The sequence below is a fragment of the Streptomyces sp. NPDC037126 genome, from assembly GCF_055605965.1.
Map to the genome: position 1 here is coordinate 66,138 of NZ_JBVJTD010000018.1, position 19,617 is coordinate 85,754.

The 19,617-nt window shown below is 73.7% G+C and carries 17 protein-coding genes; 2 read left to right on the plus strand and 15 right to left on the minus strand.

Annotation, left to right across the window (positions count from 1 at the left end):
• Positions 1-25: 25 nt before the first annotated feature.
• The 6 genes from ACZ7FF_RS32225 to ACZ7FF_RS32250 all read right to left on the minus strand — a co-directional run bounded on the left by ACZ7FF_RS32225 (position 26) and on the right by ACZ7FF_RS32250 (position 5,987).
• Positions 26-796 carry a GvpL/GvpF family gas vesicle protein gene (locus ACZ7FF_RS32225; RefSeq protein WP_470816653.1) on the minus strand — a complete coding sequence of 257 codons (771 nt, stop codon included), beginning with the start codon at positions 794-796 and terminating at the stop codon, positions 26-28.
• Positions 793-1,212 (minus strand): gas vesicle structural protein GvpA, encoded by a 420-nt coding sequence (locus tag ACZ7FF_RS32230; RefSeq protein ID WP_470816655.1) that lies wholly within the window; start codon positions 1,210-1,212, stop codon positions 793-795. The genes ACZ7FF_RS32225 and ACZ7FF_RS32230 overlap by 4 nt, the downstream gene beginning before the upstream one ends.
• 65 nt (positions 1,213-1,277) lie before the next feature.
• Positions 1,278-1,643, minus strand: coding sequence for a gas vesicle protein GvpO (locus ACZ7FF_RS32235; RefSeq protein WP_470816657.1), 366 nt, complete (start codon positions 1,641-1,643; stop codon positions 1,278-1,280).
• A 94-nt stretch (positions 1,644-1,737) separates the two neighbouring features.
• Positions 1,738-2,682: a non-homologous end-joining DNA ligase gene (gene ligD / locus ACZ7FF_RS32240; RefSeq protein ID WP_470816659.1), complete on the minus strand. Its 945-nt coding sequence runs from the start codon at positions 2,680-2,682 to the stop codon at positions 1,738-1,740.
• Positions 2,679-4,526, minus strand: a complete 1,848-nt coding sequence (locus tag ACZ7FF_RS32245) for a transketolase (RefSeq protein WP_470816661.1) — start codon at positions 4,524-4,526, stop codon at positions 2,679-2,681. Before ACZ7FF_RS32245 ends, ligD begins: the two co-directional genes overlap by 4 nt.
• A gap of 51 nt (positions 4,527-4,577) precedes the next feature.
• Positions 4,578-5,987, minus strand: coding sequence for an NAD(P)/FAD-dependent oxidoreductase (locus ACZ7FF_RS32250; protein ID WP_470816662.1), 1,410 nt, complete (start codon positions 5,985-5,987; stop codon positions 4,578-4,580).
• Positions 5,988-6,241: 254 nt separating this feature from the next.
• Between ACZ7FF_RS32250 and ACZ7FF_RS32255 the strand changes: the two genes are divergently transcribed.
• Complete coding sequence (locus ACZ7FF_RS32255) at positions 6,242-7,201, plus strand: LLM class F420-dependent oxidoreductase (protein WP_470816664.1); 960 nt, start codon at positions 6,242-6,244, stop codon at positions 7,199-7,201.
• Between the two features lie 68 nt (positions 7,202-7,269).
• Here ACZ7FF_RS32255 and ACZ7FF_RS32260 read toward each other — a convergent pair whose 3' ends face one another.
• Complete coding sequence (locus tag ACZ7FF_RS32260) at positions 7,270-7,728, minus strand: phage holin family protein (protein ID WP_470816666.1); 459 nt, start codon at positions 7,726-7,728, stop codon at positions 7,270-7,272.
• Positions 7,729-7,808: 80 nt separating this feature from the next.
• Here ACZ7FF_RS32260 and ACZ7FF_RS32265 point away from each other — a divergent pair, with 80 nt between their 5' ends.
• Complete coding sequence (locus ACZ7FF_RS32265; protein ID WP_470816667.1) at positions 7,809-8,156, plus strand: VOC family protein; 348 nt, start codon at positions 7,809-7,811, stop codon at positions 8,154-8,156.
• 4 nt (positions 8,157-8,160) lie between these two features.
• Here ACZ7FF_RS32265 and ACZ7FF_RS32270 read toward each other — a convergent pair whose 3' ends face one another.
• The 8 genes from ACZ7FF_RS32270 to ACZ7FF_RS32305 all read right to left on the minus strand — a co-directional run bounded on the left by ACZ7FF_RS32270 (position 8,161) and on the right by ACZ7FF_RS32305 (position 19,483).
• The gene (locus tag ACZ7FF_RS32270; protein ID WP_470816669.1) at positions 8,161-10,122 is read right to left on the minus strand and encodes a DUF5107 domain-containing protein; all 1,962 of its coding nucleotides are present in this window, start codon (positions 10,120-10,122) and stop codon (positions 8,161-8,163) included.
• A gap of 218 nt (positions 10,123-10,340) precedes the next feature.
• Positions 10,341-10,892 carry a GNAT family N-acetyltransferase gene (locus tag ACZ7FF_RS32275; RefSeq protein WP_470816671.1) on the minus strand — a complete coding sequence of 184 codons (552 nt, stop codon included), beginning with the start codon at positions 10,890-10,892 and terminating at the stop codon, positions 10,341-10,343.
• 86 nt (positions 10,893-10,978) lie between these two features.
• Positions 10,979-11,902, minus strand: coding sequence for a S66 peptidase family protein (locus ACZ7FF_RS32280; protein WP_470816672.1), 924 nt, complete (start codon positions 11,900-11,902; stop codon positions 10,979-10,981).
• Positions 11,899-13,863 (minus strand): prolyl oligopeptidase family serine peptidase, encoded by a 1,965-nt coding sequence (locus tag ACZ7FF_RS32285; protein WP_470816674.1) that lies wholly within the window; start codon positions 13,861-13,863, stop codon positions 11,899-11,901. The genes ACZ7FF_RS32280 and ACZ7FF_RS32285 overlap by 4 nt, the downstream gene beginning before the upstream one ends.
• Positions 13,864-13,866: 3 nt before the next feature.
• Entirely contained in the window at positions 13,867-15,171 is a 1,305-nt protein-coding gene (locus ACZ7FF_RS32290) for a M20/M25/M40 family metallo-hydrolase (RefSeq protein WP_470816676.1), read from the minus strand.
• Positions 15,164-15,997 (minus strand): M55 family metallopeptidase, encoded by an 834-nt coding sequence (locus ACZ7FF_RS32295; protein ID WP_470816678.1) that lies wholly within the window; start codon positions 15,995-15,997, stop codon positions 15,164-15,166. Before ACZ7FF_RS32295 ends, ACZ7FF_RS32290 begins: the two co-directional genes overlap by 8 nt.
• 164 nt (positions 15,998-16,161) lie before the next feature.
• Entirely contained in the window at positions 16,162-16,881 is a 720-nt protein-coding gene (locus ACZ7FF_RS32300; RefSeq protein ID WP_470816679.1) for a methyltransferase domain-containing protein, read from the minus strand.
• A gap of 139 nt (positions 16,882-17,020) precedes the next feature.
• Positions 17,021-19,483, minus strand: a complete 2,463-nt coding sequence (locus tag ACZ7FF_RS32305; RefSeq protein ID WP_470816680.1) for a SpoIIE family protein phosphatase — start codon at positions 19,481-19,483, stop codon at positions 17,021-17,023.
• Positions 19,484-19,617: the final 134 nt, after the last annotated feature.

Consider the following 19,617-nt stretch of genomic DNA (forward strand, 5'->3'; position numbering starts at 1 on the left):
TCTCCTTCCGCTCGGGCCTGGAGTGCTACTGCGCGCCGGCGTCCGCACCGGCCGTGCTGCTCGCGGGCTCGGCCGGGCCGGGCTCGACGAAGCTGTACGGCGGGAGGGGGCCGTTGACCCGCAGTTCGAGGTGGGGATGGCTCTCGCGGACGTGCTCGACCGCGGCCAGGAATTCCTCGGCCGTGTCCCGGGGGACCAGGAACGACACGTTCAGCAGCCAGCCGGTGGACTCGGCACCGATGCTGACCGCGGCGGCGGTCGGCGTCAGCAGGCGCCGCACCTCGTCGGCGTCCCCCGCCTCCTTCGCCTTGACTGCGGCCGCGACCATCTCGCCGAGCCGGATCTTGTCGTCGTAACTTCCGCCTCCGGAACGGCGGTTCGCCTCAGCCAGGCTGCGGGCGTCCGCGTTCTCGGCCATGACCAGGTGCAGGACGGCCTCCTCGACATGGGTGGCCTTGACGTTGTACTCGACCTTGCCGTCCAGGGCCCTGAGCCGCTCCAGGTAGTGGTCCGCACGCTCGTCGAGGACCTGGGCGACGGTGTCGTCGTCCGGAGCCACGTTGCCGAACCGCATGGGCAGCACGCAGCCCGCGGCCCCGGTCTCGGCGAGCACGTTCTGGTGCGCGAGCAGGTCCCGGCGCTTGGGGCGCAGGTCGTCGGGGGCGTCACTGACCACGGCGGTCAGCTCCCCCGCCGTGAGGACCCGGACGGACTGGGCCGGCTCGCCGACGCCGGTCATGCCCTCGGGGAGAGCCGGGTGCGACCGGGCGGTGATCCCGTAGACGTAGGTGCTCACTCCTGCTCCTCCTTCCTGCGGGCCGTGCTCTTGCGGGCGCGCCGCGGCTCGGGCTCGCCCTCCTCACGGGCCTGCTTGAACGCGTCGGAAACGGTCTGCGCCGCGCCGGTCAGAGCACCCTTGGACTTGCCGCGGGCGCCGGACTCGGTGACCTCGCCGACCAGGTCGGGGAGCCCCGGGCTCTTGTGCGGGCCGGACTCCAGGTCGAGGCGGTTGCACGCCTCGGCGAAGCGCAGGTACGTGTCGACGCTGGCCACGACGACCCGGACGTCGATCTTCAGGATCTCGATGCCGACCAGGGAGACGCGCACGAAGGCGTCGATGACGAGCCCCCGGTCGAGCACCAGCTCGAGTACGTCGTAGAGGCCGCTGCTGCCGCCTCCGCCTCCGGTCTGCTGAGCCGGAACAACAGTCATGCCGGCAATTCCTCCTCGTACGTTGTCGGTGAACGCTTTCAGGGCTGTCACGCGTCGGCGTCGGCCTAACGGCCGCCTCGGGCGTCGGCCCTCCCGCGTTCGTAGCGGCGGACGCGCCGGTAGCCGGTCAGCTGCCCGTCCGGATCGAGTTCGACCTGGTAGGTCGCCATCAGGCTCATCGTGTCGGGCACCCTCACCAGTTCGAGGACCTCGACCTCCAGCGACCACCCGGCCTCCGTCTGCTCGAACGAGGACACCGACTCCGGTGTGAGTCCGGTGAGTTCGGCGAGCTGGGCGCGCGCCTGGCGCAGCACCTCCATGGGGGTCGGACGGTGGTCGTCCGCCGCGTGCTCTGTCTTCTTGTGAGAGTCCTGAGAGTCATGTGACTCATGTGAACTCTGTGAATTCGCTGTGTCTTTTGCGTTCGACATGGCCACCTCTCCCTGCGTGTGGCCGCCACATCCTTGGCCAAACCTCCGAGAGCCACCGGGTGCCACCGCGGGACCAGACTGCCTGGTCACGAGGTCACGTAAGCCGGTCACCCAATGCGGCGAGGCGACTACGTGCGGTCCCGAGGGAGCGGCCACGACTCGGCAGAGCGGCCCAGGGGTCGGTGCGCGCCTGCTCCACGGCGTCGGCCATGGTCCAGCGGCGGGCGTCGAGGCCGGGGTCGTCCACCTGTTCCCAGGCTAGGGGCACCGCGACGGGCGCGCCCGGCAGGGCGCGGACGGCATAGGGGGCGACGGCGGTCTGCGCGTAGGCGTTGCGCTGCACGTCGAGGTAGAGCCGGTTGCCGCGTTCGTCCTTGCGGACGGCGGTGGTGAGCCGCTCCGGGTGCCGCGCCTCGGCGAGTTCGGCGACGTCATGGGCGAACTGCCGTACCGCGTCGAAGTCCTGGCGGCCGTCCAGCGGGACGACGAGGTGCAGTCCGCGCGAGCCGGTGGTCATCGGCGCGGCGGGCAGGCCGAGTTCGTCGAGCAGCTCGCGCAGCCACGCCGCCGTCTCACGGACCGGGGCGAAGTCCCGGCCGGGAGGGTCGAGGTCGAAGACCAGGCGGTCGGGGTGGTCGAGGCCGCCGGCGCGGTCGGTGCGCGAGAGCCACCGGTGCAGCGTGACCGAGGCCTGGTCGGCGAGGTAGAGCAGGGTGGCGGTGTCGTCGCACACGACGTGCGTCACCGTGCCGTCCTCCTTGGCGACCTCGGCGCGGGTGATCCAGTCCGGGTAGTGCGCGGGGGTGTTCTTCTGCATGAACCGCTGCCCGTCGATGCCGTCCGGGTGGCGTTCCAGCATCAGGGGACGGCCCCGCAGGTGTGGCAGCATGTGAGGGGCCACGCACCGGTAGTAGTCGACGAGGTCGTACTTGGTGTACTCACCGGCGCCCCCGCCGCCGGGGAAGAGGACCTTCCCCGGCCGCTGGATCTCCACCGTGCGCCGCCCCGCCCGTATGGCGCGGGCGTCGCCCTCGCTCATCGCACGACCGCCTCCTCCACCAGCAGCCTGGCCGCCGCCGCGATGCCCGCGGCGTCGATGCCGGCCGCGTGCAGCTGCTCGTCGGGCGCGGCCGAGCCGGGCATCGTGCGCACCCCGAGCCGGACCAGCCGGGGCACCGGCCCACCGTCGGCGAACGACTCCGCCACGGCGTCCCCGAGACCGCCCTCCGGGTGGTGGTCCTCGACGGTGAGCAGGCAGCCGGTCTCCTCGGCGGCCCGGCGCAGGGTGTCCGCGTCGACGGGCTTCACGGAGTACAGGTCGATCACCCGGACCGCGATGCCGTCCTCGGCGAGCCGGTCGGCCGCCGCCAGCGCCTCGTGCACGGTGACCCCGGCCGCGACGACGGTCAGCCGGTCCTCCTCGCTCGACCGCAGCGTCTTGCTGCCGCCCACCTCGAACTGCTCATCCGCGCCGTAGATCACCGGGGTCTTGCCGCGCGAGGTGCGCAGGTAGCGGATGCCGTCGCGGCCGGCCATGGCGGCGACCAGCCGGGCGGTCTGGTTGGCGTCGCACGGGTAGAGGACCGTCGAGCCGTAGACCGCCCGGAACATCGCGAGGTCCTCCAGGCCCATCTGGGAGGGCCCGTCCTGGCCGATGGAGACGCCCGCGTGCGAGCCGACCAGGTTGATCCCGGAGCCGCTGATGGAGGCCATGCGCACGAAGTCGTAGGCCCTGGAGAGGAAGGCGGCGAAGGTCGCGGCGTACGGCACCCAGCCGCGCGTGGCCATGCCGACGGAGGCGGCCACCAGCTGCTGCTCCGCGATGTAGCACTCGAAGTAGCGGTCGGGGTGCGCCTTGGCGAACTCCTCGGTCCGCGTGGAGTCGCCGACCTCGCCGTCCAGGGCGACGATGTCGCCGCGGGCGGTGCCGAGCGCGGCGAGGGCCTTGCCGAAGGCGTCCCGGGTGGCGACCTCCTCGCCCCGGTCGAAGGCGGGCAGCTGGAGCACCTCGGTGGTGACGGAGCGCAGCGCGGCGGCGGCCGGCGGCTCGCTGACCCGCACGCGCACACTGCGGGGCCCGCCGAGTTCCTCGATGGCCTCCTCCGCCTCGGGCAGCGGCTTGCCGTGCAGGCCCTCGCGGTCCTCGACGGAGGCGACGCCCTTGCCCTTGAGGGTGCGGGCGAGGATCACGGTGGGCTGCCCGGTGGTGGACAGGGCCTCGCCATAGGCCCGGTCGATCTTGTCGACGTCGTGGCCGTCGATCTCGATGGTGTGCCAGCCGAATGCCTGGAAGCGGCGGGCGTAGGCGTCCAGGTCGTGGCCGTGCCGGGTGGGGCCGCGCTGCCCGAGCCGGTTGACGTCGACGATCGCGGTCAGGTTGTCCAGGTTCTCGTACCCGGCGTGCTCGGCGGCCTCCCACACCGACCCCTCCGCCAGCTCGCTGTCGCCGCACAGCACCCACACCCGGTAGCCGACGCGGTCCAGCCGCTTCCCGGCGAGGGCGATGCCGACCCCGACCGGCAGTCCCTGACCGAGCGAGCCGGTGGCCGTCTCCACCCAGGCCAGCCGCCGGGGCGTCGGGTGTCCTTCGAGGCGGCTGCCGAGCTTGCGGAAGGTCATCAGCTCGCCGTCCTCGACGGCGCCGGCCGCCTTGTAGACCGAGTACAGCAGGGGCGAGGCGTGGCCCTTCGACAGCACGAAGCGGTCGTTGGCCGGGTGTTCGGGGCGCTCGAAGTCGTAGCGCAGATGGTTGGCGAGCAGGACGGCCATCAGGTCGGCCGCGGACATCGAGGACGTCGGATGCCCGGATCCCGCCGCGGCGGCGGCCCGTACGCTGTCGACACGCAACTGCTGGCCCAGTTCGGCGAGTTCGGCGGTGTCCATGAGTCTCCTTGCGCAGAGTCGTGGGAGAAGTGGAAGAGGTCGGGGGCGGGGTCAGGCGGACGCGGGGTCGGGCGGGTCGGTGCGCCGGACGGGGCCGGGCGCGGGATGGCTCCCGCCGGGCCCGCCGTGCTCACCTGCGTTCGCCTCGCCCGGTCCGCCCGGTACCCGGGCCAGCTCGGGCGATGCCGACTCCAACGGCACCGACCAGGCCCGCACCAGGCCCAACTGGACGCTCTGGCACGGCAGCAGGGCGTCCAGCAGCCAGTCGGCGGCCACCCGGACCCGGTTTCCGGGCAGCGCGGCCAGGTGGTAGCCGCGGGTGACCGCGCCGGCCGCCGGGCCGGACAACGGGACGCCGAACGGGTTGGCGGCGGCCTGGACACCGCCGAGGTCGACGGCGAAGCCCAGGTCGCGATGGCGGTAGGGGCGCCGGCGCCGGCCGAGACCGAGCGAGGCGGCCACGTTCTCCCCCGCGACCCGGCCCTGCCGCCAGGCGTGCTGCGCCGTCATCGGCGTGAACTGCCCCGGCTGCTCCAGGTCCGGTACGGCGGCCGCGTCCCCGCAGGCGAACACGTCGGGCCGGCCGGGCACCTGCAGAAACGGGTCGACGATGAGCCGGCCGCGCTCCAGGGGCTGCCCCAGCGCCTCCACCAGCGGATCGGGCCGCACGCCGACGCACCAGACCAGGGTCCGGGAGGCGACGGACTCGCCGTCGCTCAGCAGCACCCCGTCGTGGGTGGCCTCCTTCACCGACGTCCCCGTCCGCACGTCGACCCCGCGCGTCCGCAGCACCCGGTCGGCCGTCCGGGACAGCCGCCGGTCCATCTCCGGGAGCACGCGCGGCGCCACGTCCAGCAGGATCCAGCGCGGCCGCACCCCGGCCGGCAGCGGATTGCGGCGGGCCACCCGGTCGGTGAGCAGCTGCATGTGCGCGGCCACCTCGGTACCGGTGTACCCGGCGCCGACCACGACGAAGGTGCACCGGGCGGCGCAGGCCCGAGGGTCGCAGCCCGCGGCGGCCAGCTCCATCTGCCGGGTCACGTGGTCGCGCAGGTACAGGGCCTCGGGCAGCCCGCGGAACCCGTGCGCGTGCTCGGCGACCCCCGGGACGGGCAGCAGCTTGTTGACGCTGCCGACGGCCAGCACCAGCCGCTCGTAGCCGAGGGTTCCGGTGCCGCCCTCGGGGCCGGTGAAGTGGACGGTGTGCGCGTCGAGGTCGACTCCGTCCGCCTCGCCGAGCACCAGCCGCACCCCGTGCAGGGTGCCGGGCAGTGAGACGGTGACCCTGCGGGCGTCCAGGACACCGGCGGCGACCTGGGGCAGCAGCGGCAGGTAGAGGAAGTAGTCGGTCGGGTTCAGCAGAGTGATGTCGGCCCGGTTCCGGGTCAGCCGGGCCAGGGTGCGGGCAGCCCGGTACCCGGCGAAACCGGCGCCGACGATCACCACGCGAGGTCGGCTCACGGTGCGCCTCCGGCGGTGTGGCTCGTCCGAGGCTTTCCGCGTATCCGGGGCCGGGGCACGCAAACGCCGGGCGGGTCACCCGTACGCGGGCCGGAGCACCCGAACGCCGCCCGCCCCGGACGGTCGCGCCGTGTCAACGCCGTGTCCGCGCCGCGTCTCGCACCGTGTCCGCCCCGCGTTTCGCGCCGGAGCCCCCGGTTACCCGGCCGCGGACCGGACCACACACCGGCTTCCCCCACGCGGAGGTACCCGCCATGCCCGAGTACGGCTATTTCCTGGCGAGCGAGGAGCACGGCCCCGCCGACCTCGTCGAGCAGGCCCGGATGGCCGAGCAGGCCGGCTTCCGGGCACTGTGGATCTCCGACCACTTCCACCCCTGGAACGACGAGCAGGGGCAGAGCCCGTTCGTGTGGTCGGTGATCGGCGCGTTGTCGGAGGCGGTGTCGCTGCCCATCGAGACGGCCGTGACCTGCCCGACCGTGCGAATGCACCCGGCGGTGACGGCGCACGCCGCGGCGACGAGCGCGGTGCTGACCGGCGGCCGGTTCCGGCTCGGCATCGGCACCGGGGAGGCGCTGAACGAGCACGTCCTCGGCGACCGCTGGCCGCCGCTGCACGTGCGTCTGGAGATGCTGGAGGAGGCGGTGCAGGTCATGCGCCGGCTGTTCACCGGCGAGGAGGTCAACCACCAGGGCACGCACTACACCGTGGAGAACGCCCGCCTCTACACCGTCCCGGACGAGCCGGTCCCGATCGACATCTCGGGCTTCGGCCCCAAGTCCGTCTCGCTGGCCGCGCGGGTCGGCGACGGCTACATCACGATGATGCCCGAGGAGGAGATGGTCACCCAGTTCCGCAAGGGCGGGGGCGGGGCCAAGCCGGTCAGCGGCGGCACCAAGGTCTGCTACGGCGCCGACCGCGAGGAGTGCGTCCGCACGGTGCACCGGCTCTGGTACAACGAGCTGCTGCCCGGCGAGATGGGGCAGGTACTGCCCTCACCCCGCCACTTCGAGCAGCTGCGCGAGCTGGTGACCGAGGACATGGTCCGGGAGAAGGTGGTGTGCGGGGACGACGTCGAGCAGCACGTCTCGGCGCTGCGCGCCTATGCCGACGCCGGCTTCGACCGGGTCTACGTCAACCAGATCGGGCCGGACCAGCGGGGGTTCTTCGACTTCTACCGGACGAAGGTGCTGCCGCAGCTCGACCAGAGCTGACGCCGGGCAGGTACGGCAGGTACCCGGCACCGCTTCGGAAGCGGTGCCGGGTACCTGTGGGCCACGGCTCAGGAGCGGTGGTGCGGTGCGTCCGGTTCGGGGTCGACGGGCGGCTCGGGCGGGGTCTTGGGCATCGGCGGGTAGGGCATGCCGAGGCCGCTCGGCGGAGCGCCCGGCGGGGTGCCGCCGACCACGCGGTGCGGGGCGTGCGGCTCGTGCGCCTCGTGCGGCCCGTGGCCCGAATGGGCGGCGCCGCGCAGGAAGTAGGCCACCACGCCCATGATCGCCGCGGTGATCAGCGCGGCCGCCCAACCGGGCAGGCCTATGGCCAGGGCGAGGCCCACGGCCAGGGCCACCCCGGCGCCCGCGTACAGGGCGGTGGCACCGGAGGCGGCATAGAGCATGGCGGTGCGGCGTTGCTTGCGGGTCTGCTCGCGCAGTTCCTCGCGTACCGTCTCGCGTGCCACCTGTGCCAGCTCGTCGACAAGGTGCTTGTCCAGATGTTCCAGGTGATCCAAACGGTCCATGTACTGCGGATACCCGGAGGACCGGACGGGTAACGTCCGGGTCCTGCGCGGCCGCCGCCCCGCCAACTAGGCTCGTGCGCATGGAGATTCTGGGCGCTTCCCTGCGCATCTGCGTCGACGACCTCGAAACCGCGATCCCCTTCTACGAACGTCTGGCGGGCGGCACGGCGCTGCGTTTCGGGCGCGGCGGGGTGCAGGTGGCCGCGGTGGGTTCGTTCCTGCTGATGAGCGGGCCGGAGGAAGAGCTGGAGATCCTGCGCAAGGTGGCTGCGACCATCGCCGTGAAGGACGTCGAGGAGGCCCGCCGGCTGCTGACGGAACTCGGCGCCCAGATCGTCGCGGGGCCGGTTCCGACGCCGGTGGGCCGCAATCTGATCGCACGGCATCCGGACGGTTCGATCTTCGAGTACGTGGACCAGCGGGGCTGACCCGTCAGGGCGCGTCGGGCCGCATCCGGAAGTCGTGGGCGGCGGGCAGGGGCTCGTCGGTGAGCCGGGCCCACAGCCGGCCGATCGCGTCGGCGCCCTCCCTGAGGTCGGCGACCTCGAAGCCCTCGTCGAAGACGGCCCGTGCCTTGGCGCGCCGGCCCTCGGCGAGCAGCAACTCGGCCTCCAGGAGCCGGAACCGGCCACGCCGGCGGACGGCCGGGAGCAGCCGTTCCCACACGGACCGGGCGTCCGCGGTCCGGCCCGCCCGGAGCAGCGCCTCGATGGTCTCGCGGCCGAGCGCGGCCACGGCGGCGGTCCAGGCCTCGCCGTCGTCGCGCCGTTCGCGGCACAGGTCGTCGAACGCGTCCGCGTACCGCTCGGCGGCGCGCTCGTGGTGGCCGGCCTCCTGGTCGTCGACGGCGAGGCAGCGCAGCAGCGGCCAGAGCGAGGGCGCCAGCGGCAGGGCCCGCTCCCAGCTGCGCACGGCCTGGGCACGGTCGCCGGCGTGCCACTGGGCGACGCCGAGGTGGTACTCGGTGTGCGGGGTCGCGGGCGCGGTCTCCAGCATGTCCCGCCAGTGCGGGGCGACCAGGGTCTCGCCGGGCGGCCGTACCCGGCGCGGCTCGGGCAGGGAACCGGTGCGCAGCAGCTCCCGCCAGGGCTCCTGGGCCTCGCCGAGGGTGGCCTCGGCGAACGGTGTGCCCGCCGGCTTCCAGCCGGCCCTGAGCACTTCGAGCGCGCCCCAGCCCGAGCCGGTGGCCAGGATCTCACCGGGCTCGGTGTCGGCGCAGGGCCGCCATGCCTCGTACGCCTCCTCGACCTGGGCGCGGGGCAGCACCGCCGCCAGCCGTTCCCCGGCGCCCCGGACGGCGTCGGCCCACTCCCCCTCGGGCGACGCGTCGAGCGGTCCGTACGCCTCCAGCCAGCTCACCTCGCTCTCCGCCTCCAGCCGGACGTGCTCCAGCTGGGTGCGGGCGAGGCCGGCCTGGATCTCGCAGTAGCCGCCGGTGCCGGGCTCGGTCAGCCAGTCCTGCCAGCGGCGTCCACCGGGCCCGCTGCCCCACACGAAGAGCTTGCGGCCGCGCAGTGCGTCGGTGGAGGTCTGCACCAGCCCGTGCCCGTCCGCGTCCAGCGCGGCGATCCAGCGGCGGCGCCCGTCGGGGACCTCGTAGAAGTAGTCGGCCGCGTAGGGGCTGTTGAGCGGGTGGGTGCGGTCGATGCCGTCGTACGACGGGACGGGCACCCGGCGCAGCCGGCGCTCGTATCCGAAGTGCCAGGCCTCCTCGGCGGGGGCCAGCACCCGGACCTCCTCGGGCACGGCGATGTTGGACCACCAGTAGGTGGGTACGGGCCGCTCGTGCGGGTTGCGGATGCGGACGCCGACGTGGAGGAAGTCGGAGCCCTCCGGCAGCCACAGGTCGACCTGGAAGGGGAGGTCGCGCAGCCGCTCCCACTCCCACAGGCGCAGCATCTCGCCGCCGTCCGGCGCGGGGACGCGGGCGGCGTGCAGCGGGGCGCAGGAGAGGGTGGTGTGGCCGGTGGCGCCGATGTTCCATTCGATGCCGCCGGAGTACCAGGCGCCGTTGAGGGCGAAGTTGGCGGGCTGGAACACCGGGTTGCGGTAGAGGAGTTCGCGTCCGGTGGGCAGGTGGACCAGGGAGGCGACACGGCCGCCGAGGCCGGGCAGCACGGTGGCGCGCAGCCGGTCGTTCTCGATCACCAGGGCGTCGAGCGACCGGGTTTCGCGGGTTCTGTCGTAGCCGTCGCGGACGCGGACCGGCAGCAGGCTGTGCAGCGGCTCCAGGCCCAGCTGGCGGACCATGTCCCGGGGCATGCCGTCCCGGTCGCGGTCGTCGATGCGGTGGACCTCGTCGAGCGGGCGCAGCGGGGGCAGGGGGTTGTCCGGGCCCAACCGCGCGGCGGGCAGGGTCAGTACCTCACGTCGGATCCTCGTCACGATCACCATGGAACCCGGCCTGCGGTCGCTCGGCCAGGGGACCTGCCGGTCAGGATTGCGCAAAGGCACCGCCCCGCCGCCGGGCAGGCGGGCCGCCGGGGAGACGGTCAGCCGGGCACGTGGTTCGCCGGGCAGGCGCTCCGCCGGGCAGCCGGTGCGCGGGGCAGGCGGCCAGGCGGTCCGCCGGGCGGGGAGGCCGGCGGTGAACCGGGCAGCCGGTCAGGCTGTCAGCCGGTGGAGCGCATCTCGGTGGTGAGGGCCCAGCGTTCGTGGTCCCGCCAGGCTCCGTCGATGTAGATCATGTCCGGCGAGAAGCCCTCCAGCCGGAAGCCGGCGCCCCGGGCCAGCGCGACGGAGGCGGTGTTCTCGGGCTGCGCGTTGATCTCCAGCCGGTGCAGGCCCAGCGGGCCGAACGCGTAACCGATCACCAGCTCCAGGCCCTCGCGCATCAGGCCGCGCCCGGCGGCGTGCGCGAACGCGCCGTAGCCGAGGGCGCCGCACTGGAAGCCGCCCCGGACGATGTTGTTGATGTTGATGAATCCGGCGATGTCCCCGCTGTCCTTCTCGCACACCAGGAAACCGGCCTTGGTCGCGTCGTCGATCAGCCGGCCGGCGTAGGCGGTGTAGGCCTCGTCGCCGTCCGGCGGGAACAGCCACGGCCGGTGCAGGTCCTTGCTCTCGCGGGCACGTGCGGTGAACTCGGGACCGTCCTCCAGGGCGAAGTGACGGATGCCCGTGCGGGGGCCCTCGGCGAGGTAGCGGGAAGCGGTGTGCGGCATCCGGCCAGCCTACGCGTCAGGGCCCCGGCGTCCGCGGGAAAAGCCGCGACGTGGCCCGCGGACCGGCCGCGGCGGGCGGCGGCCGGTCAGCGCAGCGCGGGCTCGTCCAGGGTCAAGGTCGCCTCGTCCGCGTCGAGTTGCGCGGCGGCTCCGAACGGGACGGTCAGCGCGCCCTCGCAGTGCCCGAACCCGAACGCCTCCACGACGGGCACGCCGAGGCCGCCGAGGCGGTCGGCGAGCAGCGGCCGCACCTCGGCGTAGTCCGGGCAGCTCTCCCACGAGCCGAGCAGCACCCCGCGCACCCCCTCGAACCAGCCCGCCCGCAGCAGCTGGGTCAGGTAGCGGTCCAGCCGGTACGTCTCCTCGCCCACGTCCTCCAGGCAGGCCAGGCCGCCGTCGGCGGACGGGCGGGCGTGCGGGGTGCCGCACTCGGCGGCCAGCAGGCTCAGACAGCCGCCGAGGGTCACCCCGCGCGCCCGTCCGGGCACGAGGGCCGTGCCGCCGGAGACGATGGTGCGGACCGTCTCCGGGGCGAAGAGCGTGGCCCGCAGGTGCTCCTGGGCGCGGGCGTTCTTGACGAAGTCGATCCCCGCCGCCATCGGCCCGTGCAGCGTGGCGAGCCCCAGGCGCGTGGCGAACGCCTCGTGCAGCACGGTGATGTCGCTGAAGCCGACGAAGACCTTCGGGCCCGCCGCCCGCATCGCCTCCCAGTCGAGGAGGTCCACCATGCGCTGTGCCCCGTAGCCGCCGCGGGCGCACAGCACCGCGGCGACGGAGGGGTCGCACCAGGCGTTCTGGAGGTCGGCCGCACGGTCGGCGTCGTCGCCCGCCAGATAGCCGAACTCGTGGTGTCGGCCGAGCACATGGGGTGCCACGACCGGGTCGAGGTCCCAGCCGCGCAGCACGTCGATCCCGGCCTGGAGCCGTTCCTCGGGCACCGGCCCGCTGGGGGCGACGACGGCCACCCGGGCCCCCGGGGCCAGCCGCTCCGGGCGGGTGAGCGGGTTCACGTGCGCAGCTCCAGTCTCGGGACGTCGGGCACGTCCAGCTCGAACACCTGGGCGTACAGGGACAGTTCGGCCTCCAGGGCGCGGATCACGGTGTCGGCCCGCCGGAAGCCGTGACCCTCCCCCTCGAAGGTGAGGTAGGCGTGCGGCACGCCCCGGCCCTCGATCCTGGCGAGGAAGCGTTCGCACTGGGCGGGCGGGCAGATGACGTCGTCCAGGCCCTGGAGCAGCAGGAAGGGCGCGGTGAGCCGGTCGGCGTGCGCGGTCGGCGAACGCTCGGCGTAGCGGGCCGGCACCTCGTCGATCGGGCCGACCAGCGAGTCCAGGTAGCGGGACTCGAAGTCGTGGGTCTCCCCCGGGCCCCAGGTCGCCAGGTCCAGGACCGGGTAGATGACGGTGCCGCAGGCGTACACGTCGGTGGTGGTCAGCGAGGCGGCGGTGGTCCAGCCGCCGGCGCTGCCGCCCCGGATCGCCAGCCGGGCGGGGTCGGCGGTGCCCTCGTCGGCGAGGGCGCGGGCGACGGCCGCGCAGTCCTCGACGTCGACCACGCCCCACTGCTCGCGCAGCCGCTCGCGGTAGGCACGCCCGTACCCGGTGGAGCCGCCGTAGTTCACCTCGGCGACCCCGATGCCCCGCGAGGTGAAGTAGGCGATCTCCAGGTCCAGCACGAGCGGCACCCGGCTGGTGGGGCCGCCGTGCGCCCAGATGACGTAGGGCGGCAGCTCGCCGTCGGGCGCGGCGCGTCCGGGGTGGTGCGGCGGGTAGACGTGGGCGTGCACCTCGCGGCCGTCCGGGCCGGTGAAGACACGGATCTGCGGCTCGGGGTAGTACGCCGCGTCGACGGGGTCCTCGTGCCGGGCGCCGATCGCGCGGGCCCGGCCGGTGGCGGTGTCCAGCTCGACCACCTCGTGCGCGGTGCGCGGGCTGGCGCCGACCGCGACGACCTGCTGCCCGTGGGCGGACAGGCTGCCGGTGAACTCCGTCCACGGCCCGGCGGCGTCGACGACCTCGCCGGACTCCGGGTCTAGTATCCCGAGCACGGTCGCCCCCTTGCCGTGGACGACCGCGATCAGTCCGTTGTCGAGCGGCGCGAACCAGCGGAAGCCGATCTGCCACAGGGGCCCGCCGAACTCCTCCTCACGGGGGCACAGCGGGCTGCCGTCCCGGTAGAGGTTCCACCAGCCGCTGCGGTCGCTCGCGTAGAGCAGCCTGCCGTCCGCGGACCACTCCACCTGCGCGACGGACTCCTCGGGGCCGCCGGCGACCGTGTGCGCGCCGCTCAGCGTGCCGTCGTCCCCGACGTCGGCCACCAGCAGTTCCGTGCCGTCCCAGGGCATCAGCGGATGGTCCCAGGCGAGCCAGGCCGCGCGGCGGCCGTCGGGCGACAGCCGGGGGCCGGTGACGAACCGGTGCCGGTCGTCATTGAGTTCGCGGACGGCGCCGCGGTCCTCGGCGGCCGAGCCGTCCAGCGGTACGGCGGCGAGGACGCGCCGCACGTCGCCGGGACCCTCCCCGGTGAACTCCTCCAGGACGCACCACACTTCGCCGCGCGCCAGGTCGATCCGGGCGTCCGCCCAGCGCAGGCCGCCGCCGACCGGGGACACCGGGGTGAGCGGGCGCGGCTCGCCGCCGGGCTCGTACCGGTACAGCCGCTGGTCGGCGAAGTGCGCGAAGACCACGAGCGGCCCACCGTCGCGGACCGCCCCGCACCAGGGCCGGCCGCCGTACTCCATGACGCGGCTGCGCACGTTCCACGGCGCGGGCAGCGGCGTCTCCTCCGTCCCGTCGGCGCGGCGCCGCACCAGGGCCCGGCGGCCGCCCTCGCCCGGGCGGGGTTCGGTCCACCAGATCTCGTCGCCGAGGATCCCCACCCAGTCCGGCCGGCCGTCGTGCGCGGCGGCCACCGCCGCGTCGACCGGCGACGGCCACGAGCCGAACGGTGCCTTCCGCATCTCGTCCCCCATCGTCTAGACCGTCCGCAGGAAGCGGTCGAGGACACGGACGCCGAAGTGCAGGGCCTCCACCGGCACGCGCTCGTCCACTCCGTGGAACAGCGCCTGGTAGTTGAGGCCTTCGGGCAGCTTCAGCGGAGTGAAACCGTAGCCGGTGATGCCGAGCCGGGAGAACTGCTTGGCGTCCGTGCCGCCCGACATGCAGTACGGAACCACGTGGCCCTCGGGGGCGAACTCCTCGACGGCGGACCGCATCAGGGCGAAGGTGCGCGAGTCCACCGGTGCCTGCAGGGCCACCTCCCGGTGCGCGAACTCCCAGGTCACGTCCGGGCCGGTGAGCCGGTCCAGGGTGGCGGTGAACTCCTCCTCGCCGCCCGCGAGATACCGGCCGTCCACATGGGCGACCGCCTCGCCGGGGATGACGTTGAGCTTGTAACCGGCGTCCAGCATGGTCGGGTTGGCGCTGTTGCGGACGGTGGCCTCGACCAGCTTGGCCGCCGGGCCGAGCTTCTCCAGCAGCCGGTCCACGTTCCCGAAGTCCGCCTCGACGCCGTACAGGGCGGCGAGTTCGGTGAGCGCGGCACGCACGGTCGGGGTGAGCCTGAGCGGCCACTCGTGCTCGCCGATGCGGGTGACGGCGGCGGCGAGCCGGGTCACCGCGTTCTCCTTGTTCACCTTGGAGCCGTGCCCGGCCCGGCCGCGCGCGGTGAGCTTCAGCCAGCCGGTGCCGCGCTCCCCCGCCGCGATCGGGTAGATCTGCCGGCCGGCGCCGTCGTGGAAGGTGAAGGCGCCCGACTCGCTGACGCCCTCGGTGCAGCCCTCGAACAGCTCGGGGTGCTCGTCGGCGAGGAATCCGGAGCCGTCCTCGGCGCTGGCCTCCTCGTCGGCGGTGAACGCGACGACGATGTCCCGCCGGGGCCGTACGCCCTCGCGGGCCCAGGACCGGACGACGGCGAGGATCATCGCGTCCATGTTCTTCATGTCGACGGCGCCCCGCCCCCACACCACTCCGTCCCGGATCTCCCCGGAGAACGGGGGCACGCTCCAGTCGGCGGCCTCGGCCGGCACCACGTCCAGGTGACCGTGGAGCAGCAGGGCGTCGGCGGACGGGTCGGTGCCCGCGATCCGGGCGACCACGTTGGTGCGGCCCGGCGTGCGCTCCAGCAGCAGCGGTTCCAGGCCGGCCCCGGCCAGCCGCTCGGCCGCGTACTCGGCCGCGGGCCGCTCCCTGCAGTCCCCGCCCCCGCGGTTGGTGGTGTCGATCCGGATCAGGCCGGAGGTGAACTCCACGACCTCGTCGAGGGCCTGGTGGTCAGCCATACTGCTCCTCCACGGCGGCGGAGACGATCGTGGTGACCGCCTTGAACGTGCGGATCCCGTCGTACATGGTGGCGCTGGTGTACGCCACCTTCCGCTCCCCGGTCCGCGCGACGCCGGGGACGACGGTCGCGGCCATCGCCAGGTGCTCGGCGTCGAACTCCAGGGCGACCGTGGCCGGCCCGGCCTGGACGGGTTCGTGCCGTACCGCGAGGCGGGCGGCCTCCTTGGCGGCGGCGCGGATGTCGGCGGCGGTGCGGGCCGGGGTGCGGCACACCGCCGCGTAGCGCGAGACATGGTCCTTGACGGCGACCTTCAGCGCCTCGGGCGCGTAGCCGAGGGCGTCCTCGCAGGCCACGTCATCGCCGGTGACGAGCACCACGGGGACGCCGTACTCGGCGACCACGCGCGCGTTGAGCAGGCCCTCGCTGGCGCGGACGTCGTCGAGCCAGACGCCGGTGATCTGGTTGGCGAGGTAGGTGTGGGCGAGGACGCCCTCCATACCCGCGCCCGCGTGGTAGCCGACGAACGCGATGCCGTCCACGTCGCCGTGCTGGACGCCCTCCACCATGGACAGCGACTTGTGCCGCCCGGTGAGCATCTCGACCCGCTCGTCGAGCTGTTCGAGCAGCAGGTTGCGCATGCTCCAGTGGGCCTCGTTGACGAGTACCTCGTCGGCGCCGCCGTCGAAGAAGCCCTCCGCGGCGGCGTTCACGTCCGAGGTGAACATCGACCGGCACCGCTCCCACTGCGGCGTCCCCGGCAGCACGTCGGCCGGCCAGGTGACGCCCGTGGCCCCCTCCATGTCGGCACTGATGAGGATCTTCATGCTGCGCACGTTACGCGCCGGGGAGCGGCCAGGCTACGACCTCGCGGCAACCGGTCACCGGCCCCACGTGCGCCGGGTCGCGAGACCGGCCGGGGTCCGGTGCCCGGGGCGGCGCGGGACGGTGGTCAGGTGTCCCGCACACCCCGTGGGCCTCCGCCGTCCGCCTACTTCCCGGCCAGCACGAACCAGCGGGCGGGCAGGTCGATGCGGGTGCCGTCGGTCAGGTGCTCGGTCTGCGGCAGGGTCGTCTCGCCGTCGGCGAGCACCGTCAGGCCGGCCTCGGTGAGCAGGCGCGGGATCTCGTCGTCGTCCGCGTCCGCGGGCTTGAGGCCGTGGTGGAAGACGCGCTGCAGCTTGGGCCCGGGGCCGCCCGACTGGGACGCGGCGTGCTGGAGAACGTCCCGGGAAGCGGAGGTGAGTTCGACGACGAAGGCGCGTCCCTCGCTGCCGATGATCTCGGCGACGGCAGCGGCGACCGCGGGGCGCGCGTCCGGTTCGCTCTGGTGGATGACGGCCCGCATGTAGACGTTGCTGTCGCCGAGCCGCTCGTGCAGGGCGGTCACGGCCTTGGCGTCGGTGAGGTCGAGCTGCCGGAACTCGACGGTCCCGCCGTCCGCGGCCCGGCGGGCGTGCTCGACGGCCGCGTGCGAGAGGTCGACGCCGACGGCGCGCGCGAACCGGGTGGCCAGATAGCGGGTCTGGGTGCCGTTGCCGCAGCCGAGGTCGACGACGGTACGGTCCGGGTCCGCGTGCGGCAGGAACAGCGCGCTGTGCGGCTCCGCGGTCAGCGAGGGATCGGAGTCCCAGATCGCCTCCCCCGGAGCGTCGGAGGTCTCGCTCCAGTAACTCTCCCACGCGCTGCGGTAGTTCTCCGAGACGTTCATGCCCTCTCCCCAACGGTCGGTTCCGTGATCGGAATATCGCGGGGAGCGGGGGGTGGGCAAGGGGTGAGGGGCCACCTTCACCAGAAGTACGGACCCAGGACATGCGCGGGGGCGCGCAGAGCAGGCTCGCGCGCCCCCTTCAGCGGTGTCCCACGAGGCCCTGCTCGAACCAGACGGTCTTGCGGTGCCCGGTCGCGCTGGCACCCCATTCCCGGGCGAGTCGGCTCACCACGCGCAGCCCCCGGCCCGACTCGTCGTAGGGCCCGGCGCCGATCATGGCGGGCAGGGCGGGTTCGTCGTCGGTGACCTCGAACAGCAGCGCGTCGGTGCGGACCACGCGCAGCCCGATCCGGTCGCTCCCGGCGTGCCGGATCGCGTTGGTGACCACCTCGCTGACCAGCAGCCGGGCGGTCTCCACCGCCTGCGGCAGCCCCCATTCCAGCAGCCGGCCGGTGACCAGGCGGCGGGCCCGGCCCACCTCGCGCGGATCGGCTTCGAGGTGCCATTCGGCGACGTGGTCGTCCGGGATGCCGTTGAGGCGGGCCATGAGCAGGGCGACGTCGTCCTTGCGTCCGCCATGGGTGTTCAGCGCGCGGATGATGGTGTCGCAGGCGTCGTCCATCGAGGCCGCGGGGTGCGCGGCGGACTCGCAGAGCGCGGCGAGTCCCTCGCCGATGTCGGAGCCGCGCACCTCGACCAGGCCGTCGGTGCACAGCACCAGCCGGTCACCGGGGGCGACCTCGATCCGGGTGGACTCGAAGGGGACGCCGCCGACGCCTATGGGGGCGCCAGTGGGCAGTTCGAGGAGTTCGCTGCTGCCGTCCTCGGCACGCACCAGCACCGGCGGGATGTGCCCAGCGTTGGCGAGGTGCAGCTCGCCGCGGATCGGGTCGTACACCGCGTAGACACAGGTGGCGAGGTAGTTGTCGCCGAGCCTGCGGGCCAGGTCGTCGAGGTTGCGCAGCAGTTGGGCGGGCGGGGTCTCCATCGCGGCCATGGTCTGCACGGCGGTGCGCAACTGGCCCATCATCGCGGCCGAGTTGAGTCCGTGGCCCATGACGTCGCCGACCACCAGGGCGGTGCGCGAGCCGGGCAGCTTGATGGTGTCGAACCAGTCGCCGCCGATCCGGCCGAGCCGGGTGCCGGGCAGGTAGCGGGTGGCGACGTCGCACCCGGCCATCCGCGGGGTCACCTGCGGGAGCATGCTGTCCTGCAGGGTGTCGGCGACGTTCTCCTGGTAGGTGTACATGCGGGCGTTGTCGAGCACGAGGCCCGCGCGGGCGGCGAGTTCGGCGCCGGTGGTGCGGTCCATGTCGTCGAACGCCGGGCGGTCGGGGCGGCGCATCAGCACCATGAAGCCGAGGACGACGTTGCGCGCCTTGAGCGGCACGATCAGCAGCGAACGGCCGCCGATGAGCGGCCTGAGGTCGCGCTTCTCGAACTCGCCGGAGATCCGCTCGGACAGCTCCTCGGTGATCTGCGGGATGAGGACCGGTTCGCCGGTGACCATGCACTTGTAGAAGGGCGTGTGCTCGGGGAAGGCGAAGGCCTCGCCGACCGGCACGGTGTCGTCCCAGCGGCCCGGTTCGTCGTTGTGCTCCACCCAGACCCGGAACATCACGGTGCTGGCGTCCGGCGGGCCCTCCGGGAAGCCCTCGCCCGCGAGGACGGCCGCGCGCAGATGGGTGCCGGCGAAGTCCGCGAAGCGGGGCACCGCGGCGCTGGTGACCTCGCGGATGGTCTCCCCGAGATCGAGGGAGGTGCCGATGCCGGAGCTGACCTCGTTGAGGAACTCCAGACGCTCGCGCACGGCGGCGTACTCGAGGTCCCGCTCGGCACCGGCCGGGACGACGGCCGAGGCCGCCCGCTGCTGCGGTACGACGGGCTCGACACGGGTGCCGAGGCGTCCGGGCCGGCGGGGCACGCCCCAGTAGGGCGTCACGGGCACCCGGTCGTACTGGCTGAACTCCAGGACCGGGTAGCCGAGTTCGAGGACCTGGGAGATGATGCGCCCGCTCAGGCCCGGGCCCATGTTGGGCAGGATCTCCGGCAGTCGCCGTTCCAGTTCGTCCGGCGCGGGGAGTTCGGTGTGGCGGGCGAAGCCGGGCGAGATGCGCTCGGCGGTCTCGTCGTCGTAACCGCGCTCCGCGCGCAGCCTGGTGGCGTCGGCGGCGAGCACCAGCAGCCGGGCGGGGCCGGGGCCGACCAGCGGGTACGCCCACCACAGCACGTCCAGCCGCTCGGCTTCGTCGGCCTTCCGCTGGTGCGGGGAGACGCGGGCGCGGCCGGCCGTGGCGTAGGCGGTGTGGCCGACGAGCGAGGCCTCCAGGTCGGGGCCGATCCCGTCGTACGCCTCGTAGGCGTCCGGCATCGGATCGTCCCGCAGGTCCTCGGGGAGGGCGCCGGAGACCGGCAGGAGGTCCGCCGCGCAGTGCCCGACCGCGTCCTCCCTGGGCACGCCGAACAGACGCCGGGCGCCGCTGCTCCAGTGGGACACCAGGCCGTCGCGGTCGACGACGACCACGGCCAGCGGGATCCGGCCCGCCTCGGTGTCGCCGGCGCCACGCCCGGGAGCTGCGTCCCGCTCGCTGCCACGGTCCATGGCCCAGGCCCTCTCTCCCCACGGCTGTTCGCAAACGATCTGTGCCGCCCGCCACTACGGTACGGCGGCGGCCGGTGGCGATGTGTGGCAATCCTGGAATTGCTTTCACAAGATCGCACCGGCTCGCGGCCCGG